A 26999-nucleotide genomic window follows, 5' to 3' on the forward strand; every position below is an offset into this window, starting at 1 on the left:
GGAGGGGTTCCTTTCTCGGGTTGCGCCGCAAGGCGGATCATTTTACGGGATTTTACGCGCCACCGCCTTGAGCATGCCGCGCAGGATGTCGAGCTCGGCACGCTCGAGCCGGGTGCGGGCGAGCAGCCGCCGCAATCGCGCCTCTAGCCGTTTCGGCGCGGCCGGATCGTAGAAATCGAGCCGCTCGAGCACGGCGAGCCACTGCGCGATCAGCCCCTCGACCGCCTCGTGCGAGACGGGAACGAAATCGGGCGCGTCCGCGATGGCGCCCGCCTGAGGCGAAAAGGCTTCGCAGGTGCGGGCGAGCACGTAGCAGGCCACCTGCACCGCCGCCGCGAGGTTGAGCGAGGAATACTCGGGATTGGCGGGAATCGTCGCCGGGAAGGCGCACTGCCACACTTCTTCGTTCGCAAGGCCATTCGTCTCGTTGCCGAAGACGAGCGCAGCCTGCGTGTCGGGTGCGGCCTGCAGCGCCTGCAGCACTTCCCGGGCGCTCTCTTCAGGCGTGCGAAAGGGCTGAACGTACGTGCGCGAGCGCGTGGTGAAGGCCACGCTCACGACGGTTCCGGCGAGCGCTTCGGCGAGCGTCTCCACCACGACGGCGCGCTCGAGCACGTCGACCGCGCCGGAGGCCCGCGCCGCGGCCTCCGCATCGGGAAAACGCCGCGGCGCCACCAAGACGAGCCGGGACAGGCCCATCGTCTTCATCGCCCGGGCCGCCGCCCCGATGTTGCCCGGATGCGAGGGGCGGCACAGCACGACGCGCACGCGGGAAAGCAAGGAAGAAGAATCCATCGGCGTCGTCTTCTCAGGGTTCCGTGATTTTTTGTAATGACGATGACAGTACAGCTTGCTATACTATCACCATCAACCCCAAAATGCGGCGATCACCATGTCAGAAGCCACGCCCCGCGCCAAGCGCGACACGCTCAACCTACGCATCAAACCCGAAGTGCGCGCCCTCATCGACCGAGCCGCGCGGGTGCGCGGCAAGAACCGCACCGACTTCATCCTCGAGGCCGCTTGCCAAGCCGCCGAAGAAGCACTGCTCGATCGGGCCGTGTTTTTGGTCGGCGAAGAAACCTGGAGCGCGTTCCTCGAGCGTCTGGATCGCACCCCCCGCCCGGACGAGCGCCTCCAGCGCACCCTGAACACCCCTGCACCGTGGGATGAACGGTGAGCCTGCGAGCACCCGAAGCGCTCACCGCGCAGCACGACCCGAACGCATTCGATTGCGGCGCAGAATCGCTCGATCGCTGGCTACGCCAGCGCGCCCTGAAGAACCAGGCGAGCGGCGCTTCGCGTACCTTCGTGGTCTGCGAAGGGCTGCAGGTGCGAGCCTACTACGCGCTCGCCGCAGGCGCCGTGGCGCTCAGCGACGCCCCGGCGAGACTGCGGCGCAACATGCCCGATCCCATCCCCATGGCAGTGCTCGCTCGCCTGACGATCGATCGCGCGCTGCAAGGACGAGGTCTCGGTCGGGCACTCGTGCGCGACGCCCTGTTGCGCGTATTCGCCGCCGGCGAGTCCATCGGCATCCGCGGCTTACTCGTCCATGCGATCTCCGAACCCGCCCGGCGTTTCTACCAACACGTCGGATTCGACCCCTCGCCCATCGACCCCATGACGCTCATGATCACGCTCGCCGATCTGCAGGCCAATCTCGGTTGAGCAAAGGACGGGCGTGGAGTGCCTGTCCAGCGTATCTTCCTCATCTCGGTTCAGGCATCGGCAGAGGCTGATCGGTGCCGAGGCGTTCGGCCCATTCCTCGACGGCCCGATGCTCGAGCACCCGCCCCGCATCGACGTCTGCGAGCGCCTCCATCGTGAGGCGATCATTTTCTTCCTCTTGGGCGATCCAAGCCGCAAGCGCTTGTTTCAGGATCCAACCTCAAGAGCGCTCCATGCGCCGGGCGAGATCATCGACTTTTTCGGCCAAGGAAACGGGAACATGAGCCGTCAGAACGCGGGTATCGGTTTTCAGCATTCCCAAACTCTCGAGTTTGATTGAAATTCAATCGACGCGATCGAGTTTAAATCACCCCTGCGGACAACGCAACGCCTGCGAACGAATCGACCGCTTGCCCCGATCGAGAAAATCCATCGGGACGATCGTCTCGATCGCCATCGACGACAAAGGTTTTGCATGGATAATGGAATCTCACTCGAACCCCTCAGGAGACTCCGATGAACGCCCTCTATACCACCCGAGTCACCGTCACCAATGGCCGCAATGGGCATGTCCGCAGCGAAGACGGCCAGCTCGAACTCGAGCTTGCCATGCCCAGGAAACTGGGTGGCACTGGCCAAGGAACCAACCCCGAACAGCTTTTCGCCGCCGGCTATGCCGCCTGTTTCGGCAGCGCTGTGATGCACGTGGCGCGGCAAAAGCGCGTTGCGCTCGCCGACCGCGACGTGAGCATCACCGCCGCAGTCTCTCTCCTATCCACCCCAGAGGGCGGATTCCGTCTCAAGGTCGACCTGGAGGCGGCGCTCGCCGGGGTCGATTCACAGGCGGCGGAAGAACTGGTGCTCGCCGCGCATCAGGTCTGCCCTTACTCCAACGCCGTGCGCGGCAACATCGACGTCACCTTGTCGGTGCGAACGGTCTGAAACGTACGGTCGAGGCCGGTTCCTGATCCGCCGGCCCCGCAGTCCTTTACGGTAAAATTCAAGGTTGGCCCGCAGGGGCGTTTCGCAACCGAGGATTTCGCCGATGATCGTCCACCCCACCCTCAACATCGCCATCAAGGCCGCCCGGCGCGCCGCGGCCATCATCAACCGCGCGGCGCTGCAGCTCGAGCGGCTCACCATCGAAGCCAAGGCGTTCAACGACTTCGTCACCGAGGTCGACCGCTCGGCCGAGGAGGCGATCATCGAGACGATCCGCGAAGTGTACCCGGAACACGCCATCCTCGCCGAGGAATCGGGCGCACTGGCCGGGGAAGGGTTCGAGTGGATCATCGATCCGCTCGACGGCACGACGAACTTCATCCACGGCGTACCGCAATACGCCATTTCCATCGCCGTGCGCAAGGATGGCATATTGGAACATGCGGTGGTCTTCGACCCGGTGCGCAACGAGCTCTTTGCCGCCTCGCGCGGCAGTGGGGCGTATCTCAACGAACGGCGCATTCGCGTGAGCCGCACGGTGAAGCTGCACCAGGCGCTCATCGGCACGGGGTTTCCTTTCCGCGAGTTCCGTCACATCGACACCTACCTGGCGATCTTCCGCGATCTGGCGCAAAAGACCGCCGGAATTCGCCGTCCCGGCGCAGCGGCGCTCGATCTGGCCTACGTGGCCGCCGGCCGATTCGACGGTTTCTGGGAATTCGGTCTCCAGCCTTGGGACATGGCCGCGGGGGCGCTGTTGATCCTCGAGGCGGGCGGCCTGGTGAGCGATCTCTCCGGTGAAGGCGGCTTTCTCGAGAGCGGCAACGTCGTGGCCGGTACCCCCAAGGTTTTCGTGCCGCTGCTCGGCGTGGTGCGTGAGCACCTCACGCCCGAGCTTTCACGCTGATCGAACGTTTTTGCCCATGCCCGTGTCGCACACCCCCTCCGTCGCCGATCTCTCCGCCCATACCCCCATGATGCAGCAATATCTGCGCCTCAAGGCGCAGCATCCGGGGTGCCTGCTGCTCTTTCGCATGGGGGATTTCTACGAGCTCTTCTACGAGGACGCCGAGAAGGCCGCGCGGTTGCTCGATCTCACGCTCACTACCCGCGGCCAGTCGGCTGGAGCCCCCATTCCCATGGCCGGCATCCCGTTCCATGCATTGGAGACGTACTTGGGGCGGCTGATACGCGCTGGCCTGGCGGTGGCCATCGCCGAGCAGCAGGGCGAGCCGGGCGCGCAAAAGGGGCCGATGGAGCGGGTGGTGACCCGCATCGTCACGCCAGGCACGCTCGTCGATGCGGCGCTGCTCGACGAGCGCAGCGATGCGCCGCTCGCCGCGTTGTTTATCCGCAAAGGGAAAATGGGCGTGGCGACCCTGACGCTTGCGAGCGGCGATTTTCGCCTGCTGGTGTGCGATGCCGCCGAGCTGGAAGCGCAATTCGAGCGCCTGCGCCCGGCCGAGGTGCTCGTGCCCGAGGATCTGCCTTTGCCCGCGGTGTTGGAGACGGAGCGCACGCCCTTGCGCCGCCTGCCCGGCTGGCAGTTCGACGCAACGATCGCTCGGCGCCTGCTCACGGCCCATTTCGGCGTGCAGAATCTGGCCGCCTTCGGCGTGGAAGCGATGCACGAGCCGGCGCTCGCCGCGGCCGCGGCGCTTTTCGAGTACGTGCGCCAGACGCAGAAGAGCGAACTCGCCCATGTGCGCGCCCTGCGCCTCGAGCGCGACGACGATTATCTCTGGCTCGACGCCGCCACGCGCCGCAACCTCGAACTCACCGAGACGCTGCGAGGCGAATCCTCCCCTACCCTTTTCTCCACGCTCGATTTCACCCGCACGGCAATGGGTGCGCGCTGGCTGAAGCAGGCCTTGCACCATCCGCAGCGCAGTGCTGCTGCCGCGCGCGAGCGCCAGGCGGTGATCGGCAGGCTGCTCGCGCAACCGCGCACCTTGGATGCGCTCCTCGAGCGGCTCGACGGCTTGGGCGACCTGGAGCGGATCGCGGCGCGCATTGCGTTGGGCACGGTGCGCCCGCGTGAGCTGGCGGCGCTGCGCGCCTCGCTGCGCCGTCTGCCCGAGCTGAGGGCGTTGCTCGAGCCGCACCGCGAGGTGCCGCGCCTTGCCGCCTTGAGCGATTCCCTGACGGTGCCGCCCGAAGCGCTCACCCTTCTCGAACGCACGCTGGCGGACGATCCTCCGGCGCTGGTGCGCGACGGCGGTGTGATCGCCCCGGGGTTCGATGCCGAACTCGACGAATTGCGCGCCTTGCACAACGACTGCGGCGCCTTCCTGCTCGAACTGGAAGCGCGCGAGCGCGAGCGTACGGGCATCGCGACGCTCAAGGTCGAATACAACAAGGTGCACGGTTTCTACATCGAGGTGAGCAAGACGCATGCCGACAAGGTGCCGGCCGACTACCGTCGGCGCCAGACGATGAAAAACGCCGAGCGTTTCATCACCCCCGAGCTCAAGGTCTTCGAGGATCGGGCGCTGTCGGCAGCCGAACGGGCGCTCGCGCGGGAGCGTTTTCTCTATGAAGAGTTGGTACGTCGGCTGCTTGCCTGGGTGGCGGCGCTCCAGGAGGCCGGGCGCGCTGCCGCCGAGCTCGACGGGCTCGCTTCGCTCGCGCAAGCCGCCGAACGTTACGGCTACGTCGCACCGGAATTTACCGACACGCCGGGGCTCGCGATCGACGGTGGGCGACATCCCGTGGTCGAGCGTCAGGTGGAAACCTTCGTGGCCAACGACGTGCGGCTCGACGGCGCGGCGCAGCGGCTGCTGGTGATCACCGGTCCCAACATGGGCGGCAAATCCACCTTCATGCGCCAGACGGCGCTGATCGCCCTACTCGCCTACGTGGGTGCCTGGGTGCCGGCACGGCGCGCCGTCATCGGGCCGCTCGATGCGATCTACACCCGCATCGGCGCAAGCGACGATCTCGCCTCGGGCCGCTCCACCTTCATGGTGGAGATGACGGAGGCGGCCTATATCCTGCACCACGCGAGCGAGCGTAGCCTCGTACTGATGGACGAAATCGGCCGGGGTACCTCGACCTTCGACGGCATGGCGCTCGCCTGGGCGATCGCGCGCCACTTGCACGGCAAGAACCGCGCCCTCACCCTCTTTTCGACGCACTATTTCGAGCTCACGCGCCTGGCCGAAGAGCTGGAAGCCTGCGCCAACGTGCATGTGGAAGCGGTGGAGCACGAGGGACGGGTGGTCTTCCTCCACTCGGTGCGCGAAGGGCCGGCGAGCCGCAGCTACGGCATCCACGTGGCCGCGCTCGCGGGCATGCCGCGCGCCGTGCTCACCCAGGCCCGCCGCGAACTGGCGCGCCTGGAAGCCCGCGCCCTGGAGGAGAGCCGCCAGCCCCAGCTCTTCGCCTGTGAACCCACGGACGACGACTTGCCGGCCGAACCCGAGCGCGTGGAAGTGCTTCCTGCCTGGCTAGAGCCGCTCGCGGACGTCGATCCGCGCGCGCTCACCCTGGGAGAGGCGATCGCGTGGTTCGAGCGCCTGCGCGCCGCGCTGCGGGCAGCCGAGGGAGAATCTCGACACTAGCGAGATGAGCACCTTCGAGCGTCTCGAATAACCTATTATCGTAAATTAATTCCCCAGCGACCGGATTGCAGGCGTCTTTCCTTGGCGTTTTTCGTAGCCTTCCGAGGTGGCGCGGACGGCGTAACTGTATCGAATCGTGTTGAACCGGGAATCAAGAAATCAGAATGCTACAATGAAAGCCGGCATCACGATGCTCACCAGACTTCGTCATTTTAGTCGATTTTCATCTTTCTCTTCCTTGGAGGTCGGGTCCATGAGGTTTCAAGCCCATCTCATGTCGCTGTGTCTGCTGATCCTACCGCTCGTCGGCGTGGCTGCCGAAAAAACGATCTATGGCCTGCATGAATATGTCGGCATCCCTGATTTCGACTTGGAAGTCAAGGCCAAACTAGACACTGGTGCCGTGACCGCGTCGCTCAGCGCACGCGACATTACCCGTTTCGAGCGCAAGGGGGAGCCTTGGGTGCGGTTCTATCTGGCCATAGATGGTGCACACGCACATCCCATCGAACGACCGATCAAGCGTATCAGTAGGATCAAACGCCGTGCCGACGATTTCGACCCGAAAAAAGAAAAGCCCTATACCGAAAGGCCCGTCATCGAGCTCGACTTGTGTATCGGTGAGACGAAACGCACCATCGAAGTCAACCTCACCGACCGTACTTCGTTCGAATACCCGCTTTTGATCGGTTCCGATGCCCTCGTCAGTTTTGGCGCCGTGGTTGACCCAAGCCGATCTTTTACCGCCGGCAAACCCGGTTGTCTCAAAAAATCCAAAACTGATAAGTAATCAACATGCGCGCACTGAGTCTGCATTTGAAGATCCTGATCTCTCTGCTCGTTGTATTGGGAGTTTCGGTTACTGCCTATCAAATCTTCGTTCTCGGCATTCCAATTACCGAAGACGTAATCGACGACCTCTGGAATATCGAAGCCAAGATCGAATTCCAAGCCAATCCAGGCGTGCCCGTGAAACTGCAGATGTATGTGCCGCCATTGGATCAGGATTTCGTCAGCCTCAACGAGAGTTTCATCTCCAACAACTACGGCGTCAGCGTGAACCAGGTCAATGGCAACCGCCGTGTAACCTGGTCAGCGCGCCGCGCCAACGGCAAACAGACGCTCTATTATCGCTTGGTGGTGACCAAGCGCTACAGCGCAGAGCAAAGCAAACCCACAGGGCCTGTTTTCCGTGACCCAATCCCGATCGAAGGCCCGGAGAAGATCGCCGCCGAAGCCTTGCTTTCATCCATTCGTCAGCACTCCGCCGACATCGAAACCTTCATCAGCGAAGCGATCAAGCGGGTCAACAATCACAACGACGACAATGTCAAAATTCTTCTGGGCGGCGATACCTCGATCCAGAACAAGGCTCGCGTCATCGAGCTGATCCTCTCCATGGCGCACGTGCCGATGGAACGCGTACACACCATCCGATTGAACGCCGATCAACCTCAGACGCCGGAACTTTGGCTGCGCAGTTTCAATGGTAATAGGTGGCTGTTCTTCAATCCACAAACCGGTGCACAGGGTTTGCCCAACGACCGTCTGATCTGGTGGACCGGTGACGAGCCACTGATCAACCTGGAAGGTGGTCGTAACCCGAAGGTGACATTCACGTTGAGCAGCAGCGAGTTGAACGCGATCCGCCTAGCCAAAATGATCGACGAGAACACCGAGGCCAACATCCTGAAGTATTCCCCTCTCTATGACCTGCCGCTGCAAACCCAGCAGCTTTACCAGATCATCCTCATGATCCCCGTTGGCGTGCTGGTTATTCTGATACTTCGTAATCTTATTGGCATAGATACGCTCGGTACATTCACGCCGGTGCTGATCGCTTTGGCATTCCGTGAAACCCAGATCGGTTACGGTATCATCCTATTCACCCTGATCACCGCGCTTGGCCTGGCGCTGCGCTCATACCTGGAACACCTCAAGTTGCAAATGTTGCCCCGCTTGTCAGTGGTACTGACCTTCGTCGTGGCATTGATCGCAACGATCAGTTTGTTCAGTCACAAACTCGGCCTGGAACGTGGATTATCGGTTTCGCTGTTTCCCATGGTGATCTTGACCATGACCATCGAACGCCTATCCATCACCTGGGAAGAACGTGGCGGCGGTCACGCTTTCAAGGTGGGGATCGGAACGCTAATCGCAGCGAGCTTGGCGTATTTACTGATGAATATCCGGGAATTGGCTTACTTCATCTTCACCTTCCCGTCCGTACTACTGCTCATAGTAGCTTTCATGCTGGCGATGGGACGCTATCGCGGGTATCGCCTGACCGAATTGTTCCGATTCAAAGCCCTGGCAAAGGACTGAGTCATGTTCGGTCTGATCGAGACGTGGAGGGCCCTGGAAGCCAAAGGGGTCATGGGCATCAACCGGCGTAACGCCGATTACGTGCTCATGTACAACGAACGCAGTCTGTATCCGCTCGTCGATGACAAGATCCTTACCAAGCAGCGCGCCATCGAGGCGGGCATTCTCGTACCGGAGATGTACGGCATCATCGAGACCGAGAAGGACATCGAAAAACTACAGGACATCGTCAAGGATCACCAAGATTTCGTCATCAAGCCGGCTCAGGGCGCTGGCGGCGATGGGATTCTGGTGATCGCCGGGCGATTCGAAGGTCACTACAAGACGGTATCCGGCAAAATTTTGACCCACGAAGAGATCGAGCATCACATATCCAATATCCTGACCGGCCTCTACTCGCTCGGCGGCCATCGCGACCGTGCCTTGATCGAGTATCGCGTCAAGCCCGATCCGATTTTCAAGAGTATCAGCTATGAAGGCGTGCCGGACATCCGTATCATCGTACTGATGGGCTATCCTCTCATGGCCATGCTGCGTCTGCCTACCCGCCAGTCGGGCGGTAAGGCCAACCTGCATCAGGGTGCCATCGGCGTTGGCGTCGATCTTGCTACCGGCATTACCTTGGGCGGCACTTGGCACAACAAAAAGATCACGAAGCACCCTGATACCAACAACGCGGTAAACGGCATTCGGCTGCCTAGTTGGGGCGGGTTCATGCGGCTCGCCGCCGACGCTTACCATCTATGCAATCTGGGCTACATAGGGGTCGATATGGTGCTAGACCAAAACAAAGGTCCGCTGATCCTCGAACTGAACGCGCGCCCGGGGCTGAATATCCAGATCGCCAACAACTGTGGCTTGCTCCCCCGTGCCCGCGCCGTGGAACGCCACTTGGAAACGCTCAGAGAGAAAGGTATTCAGGAAACCGTCGAGGAACGGGTAAGGTTTTCTCAGGAACACTTCGGCCATGTCACGTCGCACGACTGACCGCAAGCGTGCGCCACAGCGTCTTGCCACCGCTCGCCTTGTCGATCTCTGCGAGCACCGCTTCATGGGCGATGAGCTCTTCCTCGCTCGGTCGCAGCACCCGCAGGGCCGGCCGTGGGGTGCCATCGCGCAGAGCGCCGCGCTGGGCCCTTGCCGCGGGCGTTGCATCCAGCATCAGGGTTTCCTGCCCGCGGGTCATCGCCAGATAGACTTCGGCGAGCAATTCGGCGTCGAGTAGCGCGCCGTGCAGGGTGCGGTGGCGGTGGTCGATGCCGTAGCGCTCGCACAGGGCATCGAGCGAGGCTTTCTTGCCGGGAGCGATCGTCTTGGCGAGCTTGAGCGTGTCGATCACGCCGCTGACCACCGTCTCGATCGGATCCCGTCCCAGGCGAGAGAGTTCGGCGTTGAGGAATCCCAGGTCGAACGCCGCATTGTGGATGATGAGCTCGGCGCCGCGCACGTAGTCGAGGAATTCGTCGACGATGTCGGCGAAACGCGGCTTGTCGGCGAGCATCTCGTCGGTGATGCCGTGCACCTCCACCGCTCCGGCGTCGATCGGGCGCTCGGGGTTGAGGTAGCGGTGGAAGCGATTGTCGGTAAGGCGCCGTGCCAGCAGCTCGACGCAGCCGATCTCAATGATGCGATCGCCGTTCTTCCAATCGAGCCCCGTAGTCTCGGTGTCGAGCACGATCTGATGCATGGTTCATTTCTCCTGCAGGGCGCCGCGGCGCACTTCGTCGATGCCGCGGCGGGCGAGCTCGTCGGCCCGTTCGTTGCCTTCGTCCCCGGCATGCCCGCGGACCCAGTGCCATTCGATGGGAAAACGCGAAGCGAGCGCGTCCAGCTCCTGCCAGAGGTCCTGGTTGGCCACGGGCTTGCCGGCGGCGGTACGCCAGCCGCGGCGTTTCCACTGCGGCAGCCACTCGGTGATGCCTTTTTGCACGTACTGGCTGTCGGTGTAGAGCGCCACCGGAACGGCTCGACGCAACGCCCGCAGTGCCTCGATCACCGCGCGCAGCTCCATGCGGTTGTTGGTGGTGGCGGGTTCGCCCCCCCATAGCTCCTTGCAGTGGCCGTTCCAGCGCAGCACCGCGCCCCAGCCGCCGGGGCCGGGATTGCCGGAACAGGCCCCGTCGGTATGAATCTCCACTTTTTTCTCTGCGCTCACGATCTTCGTTCCAGTCGCGCACGCTCGGCGATGGCCGCGAGCCGCTCGGCACGCTGTTTCTTGCGTTTCTGCCAATCCGGCTGGATGATCCGCATACCGGGCACGCGCTTGACTGCGTCGAGCACGTAGACGCCGCCCAGGAGCGGCCACCAGCGGTCTCCCGCCGCCTCGAAAGCGCGTCGCGCACGAGATGGCGCCCCGTTGCCGGGCGGGGCATAGAGGCCGAAACGCCCTCCGCGAGGCTCGAAACCGAGCACGAGCAGACGGTCCTTGAGACGCGGCACGGTCATGCTGCCCGGCAAGTGCGGCCAGCGCTCGCGGCGCAGGAGCAGCCGCCAAGGATACCAAGGGTTGAACCCAAAGAACAGCGCATGACCTTCCGGCACCAACACGCGCTCGATTTCGCGCAGCAGCGCATGGGGATCGGCGCTGCGATCGAGCGCGAACGGAACCACGACCAGATCGAGGGCGTTCGCTTCGAACGGCAGTTCGTCCCAGGCGGCGCGCACTTCCCCTCCTTCGGGGTCGCAGCGCCAGCGCCAGGGAATGCGGCAGGAAGCGAGCAGATCGCGCTGTGGCAGGCCGAGCTGGATGGCGTAGAATCCAAAGACGTCGGCGACGAAGCGATCGACGACCTCCTCACACCAAGCCCAAACCCGTTCCCCACCCGGCGATTCCAACCAGGCGGAAAAAGCCGGTTCTTGCATTTCAGGAGAAGCCATGACCCAAACGTTCCTCGAACCCATCGCCGCTTTGAGCGACAATTACATTTGGCTGGTGCACGACGGCCGGCACGCCGTGGTAGTCGACCCGAGCGAGGCCGACCCCGTGCGCGCGGCACTCGCCGCCCGAAGGCTCGCCTTGGCGGCCATCCTCGTGACGCACCATCACTTCGACCACGTAGGAGGCGTGCCGGCGTTGCATGCCGAGTACGACGTTCCGGTGTTCGGACCGGCGGCCGAAGACATCGGCTGCCTCACGCAGCGCTTGCACGAAGGCGATACGGTGTCGATTCCTCAACTGGACCTCACGCTCGAGGTGTGGGAAATTCCCGGTCATACCCGCGGGCATCTCGCCTATGTGGGCGCGGACTTCGTCTTTTGCGGCGACACCCTCTTTTCCGCCGGCTGCGGCCGCCTGTTCGAGGGAACCCCGGCGCAGATGTACACCTCGCTGCAGCGGCTCGCCGCGCTGCCCGAGTCGACCCGCGTATGCTGCGCCCATGAATACACGCTGGCCAACCTGCGTTTCGCCGCGGCGGTCGAGCCGGAGAATGCCGAACGAGCCGAATATCAGCGTCGTTGCGAGCAAAAACGGGCGGCCGGCGAGCCGACGCTGCCGAGCACGATCGGCCTCGAGCGCGTGATCAACCCTTTCCTCAGGGTACATTTGCCGAGCGTAGCCACGGCGCTCGCGCGGCATTACGGGCATTGCCCCGACGATCCGGTCGAGCGATTTCGTCTGCTGCGCCAATGGAAGGACGGCTTTCGCGGCTGATGCACGTAGGCGCGGCTCAACGAGACGCAGGCAAAGAGGACGCCATGGCATCCGCATCGAAAATGACAACTCGGTTCCTGCCTTCTTTTTTCGCCCGATAGAGGGCGGCATCGGCAAAGTCGATGAGGCGGCTCGCCGGCATGGCCGGCAAGGCGGCCGGATGCGCCACGGCCCCGCCCACGGAGATCGTCACGTGTTCCGCCATACCCTGGGCCGGGTGGGAAATGCGCAATTTATCCACGTTCTCACGGATGCGCTCGGCGATGTGGCGCGTACCGGCCAGGTCGGTGTTGGGCAATACCACGGCGAATTCTTCGCCGCCGTAGCGCGCGGCCATGTCTCCCGGACGCTGCAAAGACCCGGCAATGGTGGCGGCGACGATCTTCAGCGTATCATCGCCGGCCAGATGCCCTAGGCTGTCGTTGAACGCCTTGAAATGATCGACGTCGATCATCAAGAGCGCGAGCGGACGCTCTTCACGGCGGCAGCGCGCCCATTCGCGGGCGAGCTTGTCGTCGAATCCGCGCCGGTTGGCGATACCCGTGAGTCCATCGAGATTGGTGAGCCGGCGCAGTTTCTGGTTGGCTTCGTCGAGCCGACGGGTGAGCAGAAGAAGGTTCTGCTGAGCATGCGCCAGGCGCAGCATCGCCCGCAGTTTGGCCGCCAGCACCACGAACGAGACCGGCTTGGTGAGATAGTCGTCACCGCCTGCCTCGATTCCCGCCTCGATTGCCCCCTCATCGCTGCGGGCAGTGAGAAAGATGATGGGCGTCCATTCTCCCGCGCGCTCGGACTGGCGGATGCGCCGGGCCACCTCGATGCCGTCGATGCCAGGCAGAATCACGTCGAGCGGCACGACGTCCGGGTTGTGGTAAAAGAAGCTCTCCAGCCCTTTCTCGCCGCTGTCGGCCAGCAAAGGGATGCAACCCATTTTTTCGAGATGGCGTGCGAGCACCGCGGCGCTGGTGAGCGTATCCTCGATCACCAGCACCTTGCGCTCGCTGCCGGGGAGCTTGCCGGTGGACGCCTCAGTGGGCGTGCCCGCCGGCTCCGTGAGGGTGTCCATGGGCGATCTCTTCGGGCGTAGCGGGACGCACGTCGGCGACTTCGAGGTCGAATACCAGCGCCATGCCCGCGAGAGGGTGGTTGCCGTCGACCACCACCTTGCCTTCGGCGATGTCGGTGATGCGATAGAGGATGTCGTCCTCGCCGTCCTCACCCACGCGCTCGAACGCCATGCCGACCTCGATGTTCTCGGGAAAGAGGCTGATGTCCTCGATGAAGACGAGCTCTTCGTCGTACTCGCCGAACGCTTCTTCCGGCTGCAGCTTGAGGCGCAGCGTATCACCCACGTTCTTGCCCTGCAGCGACTCCTCGATCTTGGGGAAAATCCCGTCGTAGCCGCCGTGCAGGTAGACCAGGGGCTCCTTGCCGTCGTCGATCAGCTCGCCGTCGCTGTCGCGCACCGTGTAGCGCAGCGTGACCACCGTGTTTTTTGCCACTTCCATGGAACGAACTCCGTACAATCAAAGTAAGATGACACCGCCCGAGGACGCCCCCGTCCGATGCCAAGCCATTGTAGCAGCATGACCGCCGGCGCGGCAGGAGGTTCCTAAAGTTTTTGTCGAGCCCGCCGTTATCTCACGAAACCCATCGAGCAGAGAGCCCGACCATGCGGATCAACGAACCCGTGACGCAGCAAGAATACCCCGTGCGCGACGACGTGGTGATCGTCTCACACACCGACAAGGAAGGCGTCATCAAATATGTGAATGACGACTTCTGCGAATACGCCGGGATGACGCGCGAGGAACTCATCGGCCAGCCGCACAACGTCATCCGCCACCCCGACGTGCCGCCCGAAGTATTCCGCGACCTGTGGCAAACCATCCAAAGCGGCCACCCATGGCAAGGCGTCGTCAAGAATCGACGCAAGAACGGCGATCACTACTGGGTCAAGGCCACGGTGGCCCCCCTGCCCGACGGCTCCGGCTACATGAGCATTCGGCTCAAAGCCTCCCCGGAAGAAATCGCCGCCGCCCAGGCACTCTATACCCGCATGCGCTCCGACCCCTCGCTGCGGCTCGAGCGCGGCAAACCCCGCCCCTCGGCGCCGGTGCGCTTCCTGCGCCGCATCACCCTCAAGGCCCGTCTCTGGACCACGGTGGCCGTAGCGATGCTGCTCTTCACCGGCATGGGGTATACCGCCGTGCAGACCCTGCAAAGCGAGATCAGCATGATGGGCTCCATCTACCAGGACCGGGTGCTACCGCTCACCGACCTCGCCACGGTGAAGCATCTCATCGAGCGCAAGGGCGCGATGCTCTACCGCGCGTTTGGCGAAGCGGCCACCCAGTACGGCAGCGGCGAGTATTACCGCGAAGAGTGGCAGGAGATGGACCGGGCGGCGGTCGAGATCGACCGGCGCATCGCCTCCTACCTCAAAAAAACCGACGATCCGGAAGAACGGGCACTGTTCGAAAAGTTCGAACAGCATCGCCGCGCCTATCATGAACTGCTGATGACGGCGCGCGACGCGCTGGAGCGGGCGCCCGAGCGCGACACGGCGCTAGCGCTCGCCGGGGATTATCTCACGGCGATGGAAGAGCGCGGCCGGGCGGTTCATGCCACGCTCGACGAACTCATCGCCTTCCAGCGCGCCCGTACCGACGCCGGGCTGCAGCACTCCGTCGCCGAAGCCCGCAGTACCACATACGCCTTGCTCGGGCTGGGCGCAAGCGGCTTCATCCTGCTCGTCATCCTGGCTGCCTGGGCCGGACGGCGCATCGAGCGCGGCATGGGAAACATGCTTGCCATGGCCCGCTCGATCGCCTGGCTCGATCTGCGCACCGACGTCGACGACCCGCAGCGCGACGAGATCGGCGATCTGCTCGAGGCGCTCAAGATCATGCGGGCGCGGTTCTATGAAGTAGTGATCACCCTGAGCCAGGCCGACCACAAGCTCGAAGAGGCGGTCAAGGACGAGACCCAGCGCGCACTGCAAACCGCGGAGGCGGCGAGCAGGCAGGCCGAAGCGGCGCAGCGCATGGCCAGCAGTATCGAGGAACTCTCCACGAGCATGGACGAAGTGGCGGCCAACGCCGAACGCTCGGCGCAGCAGGTGGCCGAGGGGGTCGCGCGCAACCGTGCCGCCGCCGCCCGGGTGCGCGCGAGCGCCGAGAAAACCGAGCGGCTCGCTGACGAACTGGGCGCCATCGCCGGCGAGGTACAGTCGCTCACCGAAGCGATGCAGTCGGTGCGTTCGGTGATCGAGGTCATCCGCGAGATTGCCGAGCAGACGAATCTGCTCGCCCTGAATGCCGCGATCGAGGCGGCACGCGCCGGCGAACAGGGCCGCGGCTTCGCGGTGGTGGCCGACGAAGTGCGCAAGCTCGCCGAACGCACGGCCAAGTCCACCGTCGAGATCGGCGAGATGATCGGCCAGGTGGAAGAAAAAGTGGGAACGACGGTGGCCCACATGGCCGAAGGTCAGCGTACCGTGGGCGAGACCGTGGAATCGGCTCGCGAAGCCGCGCAGGAAATCGCCCTCGTCGAACAAAATATGGACCAGATCGGGGCGCAGGCGCTGGCGATTCGCGACAGCGTCCAGGAGCAGGCCGCCGTGACGCGACATGAGGCGGAAGAAGTGAGCCATATCGCCGAAATGGCGGAAGCCCTCGCGCGTCTGGCGCAGCAGGGACGGGAGCTCGCGCGCGACCTCGATACCATGACGCAGGCCATGGCGCAGATGCTACGTCAGTTCCGCACCTGAGGTCGGTGCGAACGATTTACTGCTGCGCGGCGGGATGCAGCCAGGAATGCAGGCGCTCCCGCTGTTGCGCCGTGGCACGCGGCATGCGGCGCAACTCCACTCGCTCGAGCGCCGGCGGCGCGAGTTCCAGGCTCGTCTGGTAGAGCCTCCCTTCGCGAAAGGCGTGCACGGCGATTCGTGCCCCCGCGCCGCGGCGGCGCAGCACGCTCTCCCACTGCGCGGAACTCGCCTTGAAGCCCTCGACCGCGATGAGCTCGTCGCGCGGCGCGATGCCGGCGCGCTCGGCCGACCCGCCCCGGCGCACCGTCGCCACGCGCATCGAATCGCGCTCGAAGCGCAACCCTGCATCGGGCAAGGTAGCCATCACCTCCCGCCACTGCACGCCAAAACGGCGCAGCAACGCCGCCAAGGGCGGATCCTCCGTGCCCTGGACCATTTTTTCCAACCAGCGTGCGAGCCGCGCCCCGGCCATCTCATGGAGCACGGCAAAGGGCGTATTTTCTTCCAGCCCCTTGCCGCTGCGACCATGGCGCTCCCACAGGAGGCGCAACAGCGCATCGAGCGATGCTCCACGTTCGCGCAGCTGCAGGTCGAGCGCCAAGGCCAGCAACGCCCCCTTGGCGTAGTAGCTCACGTTGGCGTTGGCGCTATTTTCGTCCGGACGATAGAACTTGATCCAGGCATCAAACGAGGCGTCCGCCAGGCTCTGCCGCAGACGCCCCGGGGCAGTCAGCACCTGCGTGGCCGTTTTCGCCACGAGGGCGAGGTAACGGTCCGCGTCGATCACCCCGGCACGCACCAGCAGCAGATCGTCGTAGTAGGATGTCCAGCCCTCGAAGAGCCACAGCAGGCGCGTGTAGTTTTCGCTGAAGAGATCGCAGGGGGTAAAGGCGGCGGGTTTGAGGCGCTTCACCACCCAGGCGTGGAAATATTCGTGGCTGAAGAGCCCCAGCAAGCGAACGTACTCGTCCGACGGCACCCCCATCCCCGGCCAGGGCAGATCGCGCCGAGCCGCCAGGAGCGCCGAACTCTCACCGTGCTCCAGCCCCCCATAGCCCTCGTCGGTGAGCGTCAGAAGGAATAGATAGCGGCGAAAAGGGATGTCGCCAAACAGCGCCTGGGTGGTGCTGCAGATCGCCGTCAGGTCGGAGGCAAGGCGTTGCCGGTCGACGGGCTCGAGCTGCCCGGTGAACGCCAACGTATGCGGCACGCCTCCGGCACTGAATTCGACGAACTCGAGCGGCCCCATCGCCACCGGCGCGTCGATGAGCGCGTCGTAATCGGGCGCACGATAGTCCCCGAAGCTCCACGGGGCCGTCCCCTCGGCACGATCCAAGGCCGTGGCCACGCGCCAGCCGGCACAGCGGGAATCGGAGGGTGGGACGAGCCGGACCCGATGTTCCTCGCGGATTCGACCTTCGACGCGCAAAAAGAGACTCGTGCCATTGAAAAACCCCCGGTTCGTGTCGAGCCAGGCTTCGCGCACCGAGGCGTCGAACGCCCACACGCGGTAGCGGCAGCGCACCGCGCGAGCGCCGCGCGGCGGCAGCACACGCCAGGAGCACTTGTCGATTTTGGTGACGGCAAGCGGCCGTCTCGCGCCATCGCTCAATACCGCTTCGGCGGTCAACTCGAGCACGTGGCGGGCGAACTCGCGGATCAGATAGGAACCGGGAATCCATACCGGCAAGCGCAGCAGGAGCGCTTCCTCACCGGCAAGGGGAACATCCATTTCGACCCGAAATTCATGGGCGGCGGGATCGTCGCAGTAAACCGTATATTCTATTGACATCATCGTTCTCCTCGCCCTGGCAGCCAAGCCACGGCAAGGGTCCTATAATGCCTCAAAATTCCCCGTGTGCTGCCCTATGACCGAATCGCTCGCCCTCGTCCTGTGCCCTTCACCGACCGAACGGGCCACGTTGCTCGCCGTGCTCGAATCCCTGGGCTACGAAGCTCTGGTAGCGGACACCCCCGAAGGAGCCATCGCCCTCTTCGAGCGTCGCCATCCCGACCTCGTCGTGCTCGAAGACGGCGAGGGACTCCCCTCTCTTTTGCGGGAGCTACGGCAGCGCCGCCGCCACGAGGTCGAATTCTTCGTGATGACGCATGCGGAAGAAGACGCCCTCCGCGCCCTGGAGGCGGGTGCGAGCGAGGTTGCGCTCACCCCTCTGCATCCGGCCTTGTTGCGTCATCGCCTCCAACGCCTGCACGCCGAACGCCTGCTGCAGCGCCATTTCCACGGTCTTCAGCAACTATGTACCACGGCTTCGCGCATCGCCGGCATCCTCGGCTGGGGCTGGCGGCCCGACGAAGACCGCTTCCATTGGCCCGACGAAGCCCATCAGTGGTGGCGTGGCGAGCCTCCGCCCAACCGTGCGGCATTGCTTGCACGGGTCCACGACGAAGACCGTTTACGCGTGGAAACGACGCTCGAGCACCTGCGCCTCCTCGGCCGGCAGGCAGAGGTGGAATTTCGCCTCGAGGAAGAACCTCCCCGGTTCGTGCGGCTGGTTGCCGAACCCTGTGAAGAAGAGGCTTCCCTCATCCTCGGCGTGCTGGTCGACGTCACTCTCGCACGCCGCTTCGAGGCCACGCTCGAGCGTCTGACGCAGTATGACGAGCTCACCGGCATTCCCAACCGAGCGCATTTTCTGCGCGCGGCGCGGGACATGATCCGTCAGGCCACCCCCGAAAGGCCCCAGCTTCTCCTGTGCCTCGACGTCGCGGGGCTCGCGAACATCAACGATGCCTTCGGTGACCGGGCAGGAGACGAACTCCTACGCACTCTGGCGCAGCGTCTCGCCCAATGGGCAGCACGTCATGGCGGGGTGGCGAGCCGTTTCGGCAGCGACGAATTCGTCGCCCTCGTGAGCCTCGGTTCGGAGAGCCGTGAAGCAGAGCCGATCGAAGAGCTGCTTGCCACCTTGCACAATCCGGTCGGCGTACTCACGACAGGTGGGGAACGACAGGAGCTCCATCCCCGTGTCACCCTGGGAGGCGCCTGGATTCCGGCTGCCGGCACCGACGTCGAAGCCCTGCTGCGGCTCGCCCGTCACCAGCAACACCAAGCCAAGGAGCGCGGACGGCGTTACTTCCTCACGAGCGACGCGGAATCCGGCGAAACCCCGCTCCTGCAGCTCGAATCCGATCTGCACCAGGCGATCGCACGCCAGGAATTCTTCGTCCTCTATCAGCCGCAGCGTGCACTGGAAACGCAGCGACTCGTCGGAGCGGAAGCCCTGCTGCGTTGGCGCCATCCGGAGCGCGGCGTACTGCCGCCGATCCAGTTCATTCCCCTGCTCGAGGAGACGGGGCTCATCGTCGAAGCCGGGCGTTGGGTGATCGACACCGTCTGCGCCCAACTCGCTGCCTGGAGCGACGCCGGTCTGCCGTTGCGGGTGGCGATCAACCTCTCGCCGCGCCAGATTCCCGACGATGGACTGGTCGATCACATCGCCGAGTGCTTGCGCCGTCATCGCCTGCCGTCGGCTCTGCTGGAATTCGAGATCACCGAGTCGCTCGCCATCCGCGATCCCGAGCGCGCCAGCACCATGATCGCCGCCATCCGCTCGCTCGGCTGCCCCGTCGCGCTCGACGACTTCGGCGTGGGCTATGCCTCGCTCGAATACATGCTGCAATTCCCCTTCGACGCGATCAAACTCGACATGTCCTTCGTCCATCGCCTGGTGGAGACCCCGGTCGATCGCGCCATCGTGCGCGGCGTCGTCACCATGGCCGACGCTTTGGACAAGCGCGTGATCGCCGAAGGCGTGGAGACGGCCCGCCAGGCCGATTACCTGCACGCGCTCGGAGTAGACGAAATCCAGGGCTGGCACGTGGGCAAACCCATGCCACCCGCCGATCTGATCGGGGAACTACGCAAAGAGCGGCAGCGCACTCAATGACGCAGCTGCGCAAGCGCTGCCTCGATGCGATCGACCCCAATCACCTCCAGCCCCGGGATGGGCTGCTTGGGGACGTTGGCGCGCGGCACGATCGCCTGGGTAAAGCCGAGCTTCGCGGCCTCGCGCAAGCGCTCCTGCCCGCGCGGCGCCGGCCGGATTTCGCCAGCGAGCCCCACTTCGCCGAAAACCGCCAGACGCAGCGGCAGGGCCCGGTTCCTGAGCGAGGAGACGATGGCGAGCGCCATCGCCAAGTCGGAAGCCGGTTCGGTGATGCGCACTCCGCCCACGGCATTGACGAACACGTCCTGGTCGAAACACGACACGCCGGCATGGCGGTGCAGCACGGCGAGCAGCATCGCCAGACGGTTGGGCTCCAGCCCCACCGTCAGGCGCCGCGGCGTGGGGCTCGCCGAACCGTCGACGAGTGCTTGAATCTCCACGAGCAGCGGTCTCGTACCTTCGAGCGTGACGAGGATGGCGCTGCCGGGCACGTCCGCCCGGTGTTCCGAGAGAAAGATCGCCGAGGGATTGCTCACCGCCTTGAGCCCCCGGTCGGTCATGGCGAACACACCCAGTTCGTTCGCTGCGCCGAAGCGGTTCTTCACCGCGCGCACCAGGCGAAAGCTCGAATGCGCGTCCCCTTCGAAATAAAGCACGGTGTCGACGATGTGCTCGAGCACGCGCGGCCCAGCCAGGCTCCCTTCCTTGGTGACGTGCCCCACGAGCAGCACCGCCGTGCCGCTTCCCTTGGCGTGGCGAGTGAGCTGTGCGGCGCACTCGCGCACCTGCGCCACCGACCCGGGCGCGGAGGTGAGCGCTTCGGTGTACATCGTCTGGATGGAGTCGATCACCATCACGCGCGGCGCGAGCACCTGCGCCGCGGCGAGCACCCGTTCGAGCTGGATCTCGGGCAGCAGCGGCAGCGGCAAGCCCGCCAGCCCCAGGCGCTCGGCCCGCAACGCCACCTGCTCGGCTGATTCTTCTCCCGTGACATAGAGCACGGGGCCGGCGCCGGCAGCTTCCAGACGGGCGAGCGCCTGCAGCAGCAAGGTGGACTTGCCGATACCGGGGTCGCCTCCCAGCAGGACCACCGCCCCGGGCACGATGCCGCCGCCGAGCACCCGATCGAGTTCGCCGATGCCCGTGGCTTGGCGCTGGAGGGGGCGGCGCTCGATGCGATCGAGCGTGACCAAGCCCGAGCCCGCGTCGGCCGCGAGCGCCGCTGGGCGTTGGATGGCCCGATGCAGGGTCGGCCCTGAGTCGTTCGTCTCGCGCGTTTCCTCCAGCGTGTTCCACGCCTGACATTGACTGCACTGCCCCTGCCAGCGGGGAAAACGCGCGCCGCACTCGCGGCAGACGAAGACGGTGCGTGCCTTGGCCATCAGCGTCCGAAGAAGAATTCGGCCGAGGGCAGCTGCCGTTCCATGGTCTGGATACGCTCCCGGGCGAAATCGGCGAAGGTCATGATGAGTCGCGAGCGAAAACGATCCTTGGGCAGGATCAGTTCGAAGGGCGTATATTGCGGCGGATCGAGCGGTGCGGCGGCCAATTGCCCCGTACGCAGCTCTTCGAGCAAGGCCGCGCGGGAAGCGATGGCCACGCCGATGCCGGCAGCGGCGAGATGTTTCACCCCTTGCAGCGTTCCGATCTCGGCGGCGATTTCCAACGATTCGGGCGAGATCCCCGATGCTGCGAAAAACGCCTCGGCGATCTCGCGAATGCCGTTGCCCGGGTCGCGCTGGATGAACGGATGCTTCGCGAGCTGCTCGGCGCGTACGGGCTTGCCTTTTCCCTTGGCCAGAGGATGGTTCGGAGCGAAGATCGCCCATAGTTCGTCCCGGCCGATTTCCTCCTGCTCCAAACCGGGTTCCTTGGTGGCGATCTCGATGAATCCCAGATCGAGGTCGCGTTCGAGCACCCGTTGCTGCGTGAGCTGCGAAGTGCCTACCACCAGCCGCGGAATCACGCGCGGGTGGGCTCGCTTGAACTCCTCGATCACGCGCGGCATCCACCAGGTCGCCAGCGTGGTCGACGCGCCGACGCAGAGTAGCCCCGAGAGCTCGCTCGTGAGTTCGGCCACGCGCGTCTCGAGTTCCTCGTCGAGCGAGAGCATCTTTTCAGCATAGGCGAAAACGATCTCGCCGGCTGGAGTGAGCTTCAGCTTGCCGTGGCCACGCTCGAGCAGCCGCGTGTTGAAATGCTCCTCCAGCTGCTTGATCTGGAACGTGACGGCGGGTTGCGTCATGAAGAGCCGCTCCGCCGCCTTGGTGAAGGATCCCGCCTTGACGACGGTATAAAAGACCTGTAGTCGACGATCAGCCATCGATGGTCACCTCTTCGAACGATGAGTAGTGGAGGGGCGCGGTGTAGTGCGCGGACGTGGGATCTTTCCTGCACGGGGGTTCGTTCGCTTCGTCTCGGAGGGGGTCAGCCCGAAGGTCTGCACCACCGACTCCGGCGGCAGTTCCATCCACATGCCGCGCTTGAGCCGCGGCGGCAGCGCCACGGGACCATAGCGCACGCGAATGAGACGGCTCACCGTAAAGCCCAGCGCCTCGAACATGCGCCGCACTTCGCGGTTGCGCCCCTCCTTGATGATGACGTGGTACCAATGGTTGGTCCCCTCGCCGCCCGCATCGACGAGGGATTCGAAACGCGCCGGGCCGTCTTCCAGGGTGATGCCGCCGGTGAGCTCCTCGATCTGCTGCGGCGTGAGCTCGCCGATGATGCGCACGGCGTACTCCCGCTCCAGCTCGTAGCGCGGATGCATCAGGCGGTTGGCGAGCTCACCGTCGTCGGTGAAGATGAGCAGGCCCGAGGTGTTGAAGTCGAGCCGCCCCACCGCGATCCAGCGCCCCTTGCGCAGCGCCGGCAAGCGATCGAACACGGAGGGGCGCCCCTCCGGATCTTCGCGCGAGACGATCTCCCCTTCGGGTTTGTGATAAAGCAGCACGCGCGGGATTTCGCGCCCCGGCCGCCAGGCGAGGAGCTTGCCATCGACCTTGATCCGGTCGCCCGGCCCTACCCGATCGCCCAATCGCGCCGGTCGATCGTTGATCGCCACCCGCCCCTGCACGATCCACTCCTCGATCGTGCGGCGCGAGGCGAGTCCCATGCGCGCGAGTACCTTCTGCACCCGTTCGCGCGGTGCCTCGGTCGAGGCGGCCGGCGCCGGAGCGTCCTTGTGCGCACGGGTGCGCCGCGGCGCAGCGCGAGGCGTTTCAACTTCCTTGGTCTTCATCTTCATCCTTGTCATGCACTCCCTGCAGGGGTTCGAGCATCGCTTCGAGCTCGGCGAGCGGGGGCAGTTCCGTCAGTGGCGCAAACCCAGATCGTCGAGGAAGCGCTGCGTGGTGGCATAGAGCGCCGGCCGCCCTGGGCCGTCGCGATGCCCCACGACTTCGATCCAGCCTCGTCCCTCCAGCGTGCGCAGCACCTGCGTCGACACCGTCACGCCGCGGATCGCCTCGATGTCGCCGCGCGTGACCGGCTGGCGGTAGGCGATCACGGCCAAGGTCTCCCACACCGCCCGGCTGTAGGTGGGCGCGCGCTGAGCCCTTAGCCGGTCGAGCCAGGGCTGGATTTCGGAGCGCGTACGAAAACGCCAGCCGCTCGCCGTGCAGACCAGCTCCACCGCTTTGCCGCTCCACTCCTGCTGCAAGTCGGCGAGCACCGAAGCGAGGATGTCCGCTCCCGGATCGGGTTCGAAGAGCCGGCGCAGGACGTCCAGCGTCAGCGGCTCGTCGGCCGCGAGCAGCGCCGCCTCGACGATGCGCTTGGTCGAAAAGGGGCCCGTCGTCATGGTTCGAGCGCCAGGGGTTCGGTTTCCGGTGCCGCTTCGGCCGAGCGCACCCAAAGAGGCGCGAAGGGCTCGCGCTGTTCCAGGTGCAAGGCCCTTTCCTTGCACAGCTCGAGCACGGCCACGAAGGTGACGGCCACGCCCAGCCTCCCCTGCTCCGGTTCGATCAGCGTGGAGAACGCGAGCGCTCCCGCGGCATGATGCAGCCGGCGCAGCACGCGGCTCATGGCCTCGCGCACCGAAATGGCCTCGGCGGCGACTTCGTGCCGGCGCTCGAGCCGCAGGCGCTGCAGGATTCCCGTCCAGGCGTCGAGGAGTCGATCCAGGCTCGCCTCCGGCTGCGGCCGCTGCGGCGTATGCCCCCACTCGATCGGCCCGGCCCAGAGAAAATCGCGTCCCGCCCGCGGATGCTCGCCCAAGAGGCGCGCCGCGCGTTTGATGCGTTCGTATTCGAGCAGGCGGCGCATGAGCTCGGCCCGGGGATCGCCGCCCTCGTCTTCCTGGAGCACCGAAGGGGCTCGCGGCAGCAGCGAGCGCGATTTGATCTCGAGGAGCGTAGCCGCCATCAAGAGGTAGTCGGCCGCCAGATCGAGGTCGAAGCGGCGCATCGCCTCCACGTAGGCGAGATACTGCTCGGTGAGCCGCGCCACCGGGATGTCGCGCACGTCGAGCCGGTTCTTCTGGATGAGATACCACAAGAGGTCGAACGGCCCCTCGAAGGTTTCGAGAAAGACACGCAGCGCCTCCGGCGGAATGAAGAGATCTTCCGGCACGGCGGTGAGCGGCTCGCCGTAGACGCGCGCGATCGGCGCCTCGGTGGCCAGAATTTCATCCATGCTCACGTGTAATCCAACCCCATCGCTTCGCGCACGTCGCGCAGGGTCGCCTGGGCGAGCTTGCGCGCCTGCTCGCAGCCGTCGGCGACGACGTTGCGCACGAGACCAGGGTTCTCTACATAGGGCTGCGCCCGCTCGCGCATCTCCGCCTGTTCTGCGAGGATGGCCTCGAGCACGGGCTGCTTGCATTCCAGACAGCCGATCTTGGCGCTGCGGCAGCCTTCCTGCACCCACTGGTGCACCTCGGCATCGGTGTAGATTTTGTGGAACTGCCATACCGGGCAGCGTGCCGGATCGCCGGGATCGGTGCGGCGCACCCGCGCCGGATCGGTCTGCATGGTACGCACCTTGCGCGTGATCGATTCGGGGTCTTCACGCAGATAGATCGTATTGCCATAGCTCTTCGACATCTTCTGCCCGTCGAGGCCGGGCATGCGGGATGCCTCGGTGAGCAGCACTTGGGGTTCCACCAGGATGTGCTTGCTATAGCCCTCGAGATAACCATAGAGCCGCTCACGGTCGCCCAGGGACAAACTCTGCGCTTCCTCGAGGAGGGCGCGGGCCTGTGCGAGCGCCTCGGTGTCGCCCTCCTGCTGGAAACGGGTACGCAACTCGAGGTAGAGCCGGGCGCGCTTGCTGCCGAGTTTCTTCACCGCCTCTTTGGCGTTTTCCTCGAAATTGGGCTCACGACCGTAGAAATGGTTGAAGCGGCGTGCCACTTCGCGCGTGAATTCCACGTGCGGGATCTGGTCCTCGCCCACCGGCACGAGATTGGCGCGATAGATGAGGATGTCGGCCGCCTGCAGCAAGGGATAGCCGAGGAATCCATAGGTGGTGAGATCCTTGTGCGAGAGCTTTTCGAGCTGATCCTTGTAGGTCGGTACCCGCTCGAGCCAGCCGAGCGGCGTGATCATGGAAAGCAGCAGATGCAGCTCGGCATGCTCGAGCACCCGGGACTGGATGAAGAGCGTGGCCTGGTTCGGGTCGATGCCCGCTGCCAGCCAGTCGATGAGCATCTCCCAGGTGGCCTGCGAGATCACGTCGGGCTGGTCGTAGGTCGTGGTGAGCGCATGCCAGTCGGCCACGAAGAAAAGGCAAGGATATTCATACTGCAGGCGGGCCCAATTTTTCAGCACGCCGTGATAATGCCCCAGATGGAGGCGCCCAGTGGGACGCATTCCCGAAAGGACCCTTTCAGCATACATGGTTTTTTCGCCTTTACGGTTCGTAGGATTCGAAGGTGCTAAAAGCCGATCGTCGCGAGAATTGTGCTGCGTACCGCGACGAACATCGGCCACAGGATGGAGGAGCCCACCCCGCTGATCATGGCCACCAGCAGGATCGCGATGCCGTACGGCTCCAGCCGCGACAAGGCCCAGGCCGGACGCGGCGGCAATACGCTCACGAGCATGCGACCGCCGTCGAGCGGCGGCAGCGGCAGGAGGTTCAATACCATGAGGGCGACGTTGATCGAGATGCCGGCATCGGCCATGCGCGCGAGGGGCACTGCCCAGAAGGGAGGTAGAAAAGTGAGCGAGAGCTTGAAGAGCAAGGCCCATCCGAGGGCCATCGCCAAATTGATGCCGGGCCCTGCGCCCGCCACCCAGAACATGTCGCGCTTGGGATGACGCAAGCGCGAAGGGTCGACCGGCACCGGTTTCGCCCAACCGAAGAGCAGCGCTCCGGCGCCGGTGAGCAGTGACAACAGGAGAATGCCCAGCGGCACGAGGAGGGTGCCCACCGGGTCGACGTGACGCAGTGGATTGAGCGAGATGCGCCCGGCACGCTCGGCGGTGGGATCGCCGAAAGCCCGGGCGACGTATCCATGCGCCGCCTCGTGCAAGGTGATCGCCAGCAGCACCGGCAGCGCCCAGAGCGTGAGATCGGCGAGAAAGGCGTTCATTCGACGATAAATGGGGTGGGATCGCCCGCCCCGAGGCGCACGATGCGCGGCGCTTCGCCCGTGAGATCGACCACGGTGGTGAGCTCGCGGCAGGTTTCCCCGGAGTCGACGATCACGTCGACCAGCTTGCCGATGCGCTCGGCCACCGCCTCGGCATCGGGCAAAGGCTCTTCCTCACCGGGCAGGATCAGACTGGTGCTCAAGAGCGGCTCGCCCAGCGCCTCGAGGATCGCCTGTACCACGCGGTGCTGCGGCACACGCAAGCCGATCGTACGCCGTTTGGGGTGCAGGATGCGCCGGGGAAGATCGTGCGTTCCCTCGAGAATGAAGACGTAGGGACCAGGGGTGTTGGCCTTCAGCAGGCGAAAGACGCGGTTATCCACCCGGGCATAGTTGCCCAGCTCGGAGAGGTCGCGGCACAGCAAGGTAAACGGCTGCGACTCGTCCATGTCGCGAATACGGCGGATGCGCCGGATCGCCTCGACGTCCCCCAGATGACAGGTGAGGGCATAGCTCGAGTCGGTGGGCATGGCCACGACCGCGCCTTGCCGCAATTGACGCGCGACGAGGTCGACGAGTCGGCGTTGAGGATCGACGGGATGAATGGAGAGAATTTGCGCCATAATCA

General features: G+C 64.6%; 26 protein-coding genes and 1 pseudogene. 11 read left to right on the forward strand and 16 right to left on the reverse strand.

Going from position 1 to position 26999, the window contains the following annotated elements:
- Positions 1-42: 42 nt before the first annotated feature.
- Complete coding sequence (locus tag GV368_RS02015; protein ID WP_169115080.1) at positions 43-795, reverse strand: RNA methyltransferase; 753 nt, start codon at positions 793-795, stop codon at positions 43-45.
- Positions 796-892: 97 nt separating this feature from the next.
- On the opposite strand from GV368_RS02015, the gene GV368_RS02020 reads away from it, so the two are divergent.
- Positions 893-1180: a type II toxin-antitoxin system TacA family antitoxin gene (locus GV368_RS02020; RefSeq protein WP_169115082.1), complete on the forward strand. Its 288-nt coding sequence runs from the start codon at positions 893-895 to the stop codon at positions 1178-1180.
- Positions 1177-1671, forward strand: coding sequence for a GNAT family N-acetyltransferase (locus GV368_RS02025; RefSeq protein WP_169115084.1), 495 nt, complete (start codon positions 1177-1179; stop codon positions 1669-1671). The genes GV368_RS02020 and GV368_RS02025 overlap by 4 nt, the downstream gene beginning before the upstream one ends.
- 40 nt (positions 1672-1711) lie before the next feature.
- On the opposite strand, the pseudogene GV368_RS11700 reads toward GV368_RS02025, so the two are convergent.
- Positions 1712-1987 (reverse strand): annotated as a pseudogene (locus GV368_RS11700) (CopG family ribbon-helix-helix protein).
- Between the two features lie 200 nt (positions 1988-2187).
- On the opposite strand from GV368_RS11700, the gene GV368_RS02035 reads away from it, so the two are divergent.
- The 6 genes from GV368_RS02035 (at position 2188) to GV368_RS02060 (ending at position 9488) form a co-directional block, all read left to right on the forward strand.
- Positions 2188-2613, forward strand: a complete 426-nt coding sequence (locus GV368_RS02035) for an organic hydroperoxide resistance protein (protein ID WP_169115086.1) — start codon at positions 2188-2190, stop codon at positions 2611-2613.
- 103 nt (positions 2614-2716) lie between these two features.
- Positions 2717-3520: an inositol monophosphatase family protein gene (locus tag GV368_RS02040; protein WP_169115088.1), complete on the forward strand. Its 804-nt coding sequence runs from the start codon at positions 2717-2719 to the stop codon at positions 3518-3520.
- Positions 3521-3536: 16 nt separating this feature from the next.
- Positions 3537-6176 (forward strand): DNA mismatch repair protein MutS, encoded by a 2640-nt coding sequence (gene mutS / locus GV368_RS02045; protein WP_206673204.1) that lies wholly within the window; start codon positions 3537-3539, stop codon positions 6174-6176.
- A 253-nt stretch (positions 6177-6429) separates the two neighbouring features.
- The gene (gene rloA / locus GV368_RS02050) at positions 6430-6966 is read left to right on the forward strand and encodes a retropepsin-like aspartic peptidase RloA (protein WP_142804480.1); all 537 of its coding nucleotides are present in this window, start codon (positions 6430-6432) and stop codon (positions 6964-6966) included.
- Positions 6967-6971: 5 nt separating this feature from the next.
- Entirely contained in the window at positions 6972-8501 is a 1530-nt protein-coding gene (gene rloB, locus GV368_RS02055; RefSeq protein ID WP_142804481.1) for an osmotic stress tolerance membrane protein RloB, read from the forward strand.
- A 3-nt stretch (positions 8502-8504) separates the two neighbouring features.
- Positions 8505-9488: an alpha-L-glutamate ligase-like protein gene (locus GV368_RS02060; protein ID WP_169115090.1), complete on the forward strand. Its 984-nt coding sequence runs from the start codon at positions 8505-8507 to the stop codon at positions 9486-9488.
- Here the strand turns inward: GV368_RS02060 and dnaQ are convergent.
- From dnaQ to GV368_RS02075, 3 genes are read right to left on the reverse strand one after another with little or no spacing between them, the layout of a single operon-like run.
- A complete protein-coding gene (gene dnaQ, locus GV368_RS02065; RefSeq protein WP_142804484.1) occupies positions 9472-10188 on the reverse strand; it encodes a DNA polymerase III subunit epsilon in 717 nt (238 codons plus the stop codon). The two genes, GV368_RS02060 and dnaQ, sit on opposite strands and share 17 nt — an antisense overlap.
- Before the next feature lie 3 nt (positions 10189-10191).
- Positions 10192-10656, reverse strand: coding sequence for a ribonuclease HI (gene rnhA, locus GV368_RS02070; protein WP_142804485.1), 465 nt, complete (start codon positions 10654-10656; stop codon positions 10192-10194).
- Entirely contained in the window at positions 10653-11378 is a 726-nt protein-coding gene (locus GV368_RS02075; RefSeq protein ID WP_206673205.1) for a class I SAM-dependent methyltransferase, read from the reverse strand. Before GV368_RS02075 ends, rnhA begins: the two co-directional genes overlap by 4 nt.
- Here GV368_RS02075 and gloB point away from each other — a divergent pair.
- On the forward strand, positions 11377-12153 hold the full coding sequence (gene gloB / locus GV368_RS02080; protein ID WP_169115092.1) for a hydroxyacylglutathione hydrolase: 777 nt from the start codon (positions 11377-11379) through the stop codon (positions 12151-12153). The two genes, GV368_RS02075 and gloB, sit on opposite strands and share 2 nt — an antisense overlap.
- Before the next feature lie 16 nt (positions 12154-12169).
- On the opposite strand, the gene GV368_RS02085 is transcribed toward gloB, so the two are convergent.
- The gene (locus tag GV368_RS02085) at positions 12170-13219 is read right to left on the reverse strand and encodes a GGDEF domain-containing response regulator (RefSeq protein WP_169115102.1); all 1050 of its coding nucleotides are present in this window, start codon (positions 13217-13219) and stop codon (positions 12170-12172) included.
- Entirely contained in the window at positions 13182-13661 is a 480-nt protein-coding gene (locus GV368_RS02090; RefSeq protein WP_169115105.1) for an FKBP-type peptidyl-prolyl cis-trans isomerase, read from the reverse strand. The genes GV368_RS02085 and GV368_RS02090 overlap by 38 nt, the downstream gene beginning before the upstream one ends.
- 164 nt (positions 13662-13825) lie before the next feature.
- Here GV368_RS02090 and GV368_RS02095 point away from each other — a divergent pair, with 164 nt between their 5' ends.
- The gene (locus GV368_RS02095) at positions 13826-15925 is read left to right on the forward strand and encodes a methyl-accepting chemotaxis protein (RefSeq protein WP_169115106.1); all 2100 of its coding nucleotides are present in this window, start codon (positions 13826-13828) and stop codon (positions 15923-15925) included.
- A 16-nt stretch (positions 15926-15941) separates the two neighbouring features.
- On the opposite strand, the gene GV368_RS02100 is transcribed toward GV368_RS02095, so the two are convergent.
- Positions 15942-17720 (reverse strand): M61 family metallopeptidase, encoded by a 1779-nt coding sequence (locus tag GV368_RS02100; protein WP_194240870.1) that lies wholly within the window; start codon positions 17718-17720, stop codon positions 15942-15944.
- Positions 17721-17793: 73 nt separating this feature from the next.
- On the opposite strand from GV368_RS02100, the gene GV368_RS02105 reads away from it, so the two are divergent.
- A complete protein-coding gene (locus GV368_RS02105; protein ID WP_169115107.1) occupies positions 17794-19833 on the forward strand; it encodes a putative bifunctional diguanylate cyclase/phosphodiesterase in 2040 nt (679 codons plus the stop codon).
- On the opposite strand, the gene radA is transcribed toward GV368_RS02105, so the two are convergent.
- The 8 genes from radA to GV368_RS02145 are packed head-to-tail and all read right to left on the reverse strand — an operon-like array spanning position 19827 to position 26994.
- On the reverse strand, positions 19827-21215 hold the full coding sequence (gene radA / locus GV368_RS02110; protein ID WP_169115108.1) for a DNA repair protein RadA: 1389 nt from the start codon (positions 21213-21215) through the stop codon (positions 19827-19829). The genes GV368_RS02105 and radA overlap by 7 nt on opposite strands.
- Positions 21215-22156, reverse strand: a complete 942-nt coding sequence (locus GV368_RS02115; RefSeq protein ID WP_142804493.1) for a LysR family transcriptional regulator — start codon at positions 22154-22156, stop codon at positions 21215-21217. The genes radA and GV368_RS02115 overlap by 1 nt, the downstream gene beginning before the upstream one ends.
- 6 nt (positions 22157-22162) lie before the next feature.
- A complete protein-coding gene (rluB, locus tag GV368_RS02120; protein WP_206673206.1) occupies positions 22163-23089 on the reverse strand; it encodes a 23S rRNA pseudouridine(2605) synthase RluB in 927 nt (308 codons plus the stop codon).
- A 57-nt stretch (positions 23090-23146) separates the two neighbouring features.
- Positions 23147-23635, reverse strand: a complete 489-nt coding sequence (gene scpB, locus GV368_RS02125; RefSeq protein WP_206673207.1) for an SMC-Scp complex subunit ScpB — start codon at positions 23633-23635, stop codon at positions 23147-23149.
- Complete coding sequence (locus GV368_RS02130) at positions 23632-24468, reverse strand: segregation and condensation protein A (RefSeq protein ID WP_169115110.1); 837 nt, start codon at positions 24466-24468, stop codon at positions 23632-23634. Before GV368_RS02130 ends, scpB begins: the two co-directional genes overlap by 4 nt.
- 2 nt (positions 24469-24470) lie before the next feature.
- Positions 24471-25673, reverse strand: coding sequence for a tryptophan--tRNA ligase (locus GV368_RS02135; protein ID WP_169115111.1), 1203 nt, complete (start codon positions 25671-25673; stop codon positions 24471-24473).
- A 38-nt stretch (positions 25674-25711) separates the two neighbouring features.
- Positions 25712-26371 (reverse strand): site-2 protease family protein, encoded by a 660-nt coding sequence (locus GV368_RS02140; RefSeq protein WP_169115112.1) that lies wholly within the window; start codon positions 26369-26371, stop codon positions 25712-25714.
- Positions 26368-26994, reverse strand: a complete 627-nt coding sequence (locus GV368_RS02145) for an L-threonylcarbamoyladenylate synthase (protein ID WP_169115113.1) — start codon at positions 26992-26994, stop codon at positions 26368-26370. Before GV368_RS02145 ends, GV368_RS02140 begins: the two co-directional genes overlap by 4 nt.
- Positions 26995-26999: the final 5 nt, after the last annotated feature.

The sequence above is a fragment of the Tepidiphilus baoligensis genome (genome assembly GCF_012911495.1).
GTDB classification, from domain to species: Bacteria; Pseudomonadota; Gammaproteobacteria; order Burkholderiales; family Rhodocyclaceae; genus Tepidiphilus; species Tepidiphilus olei.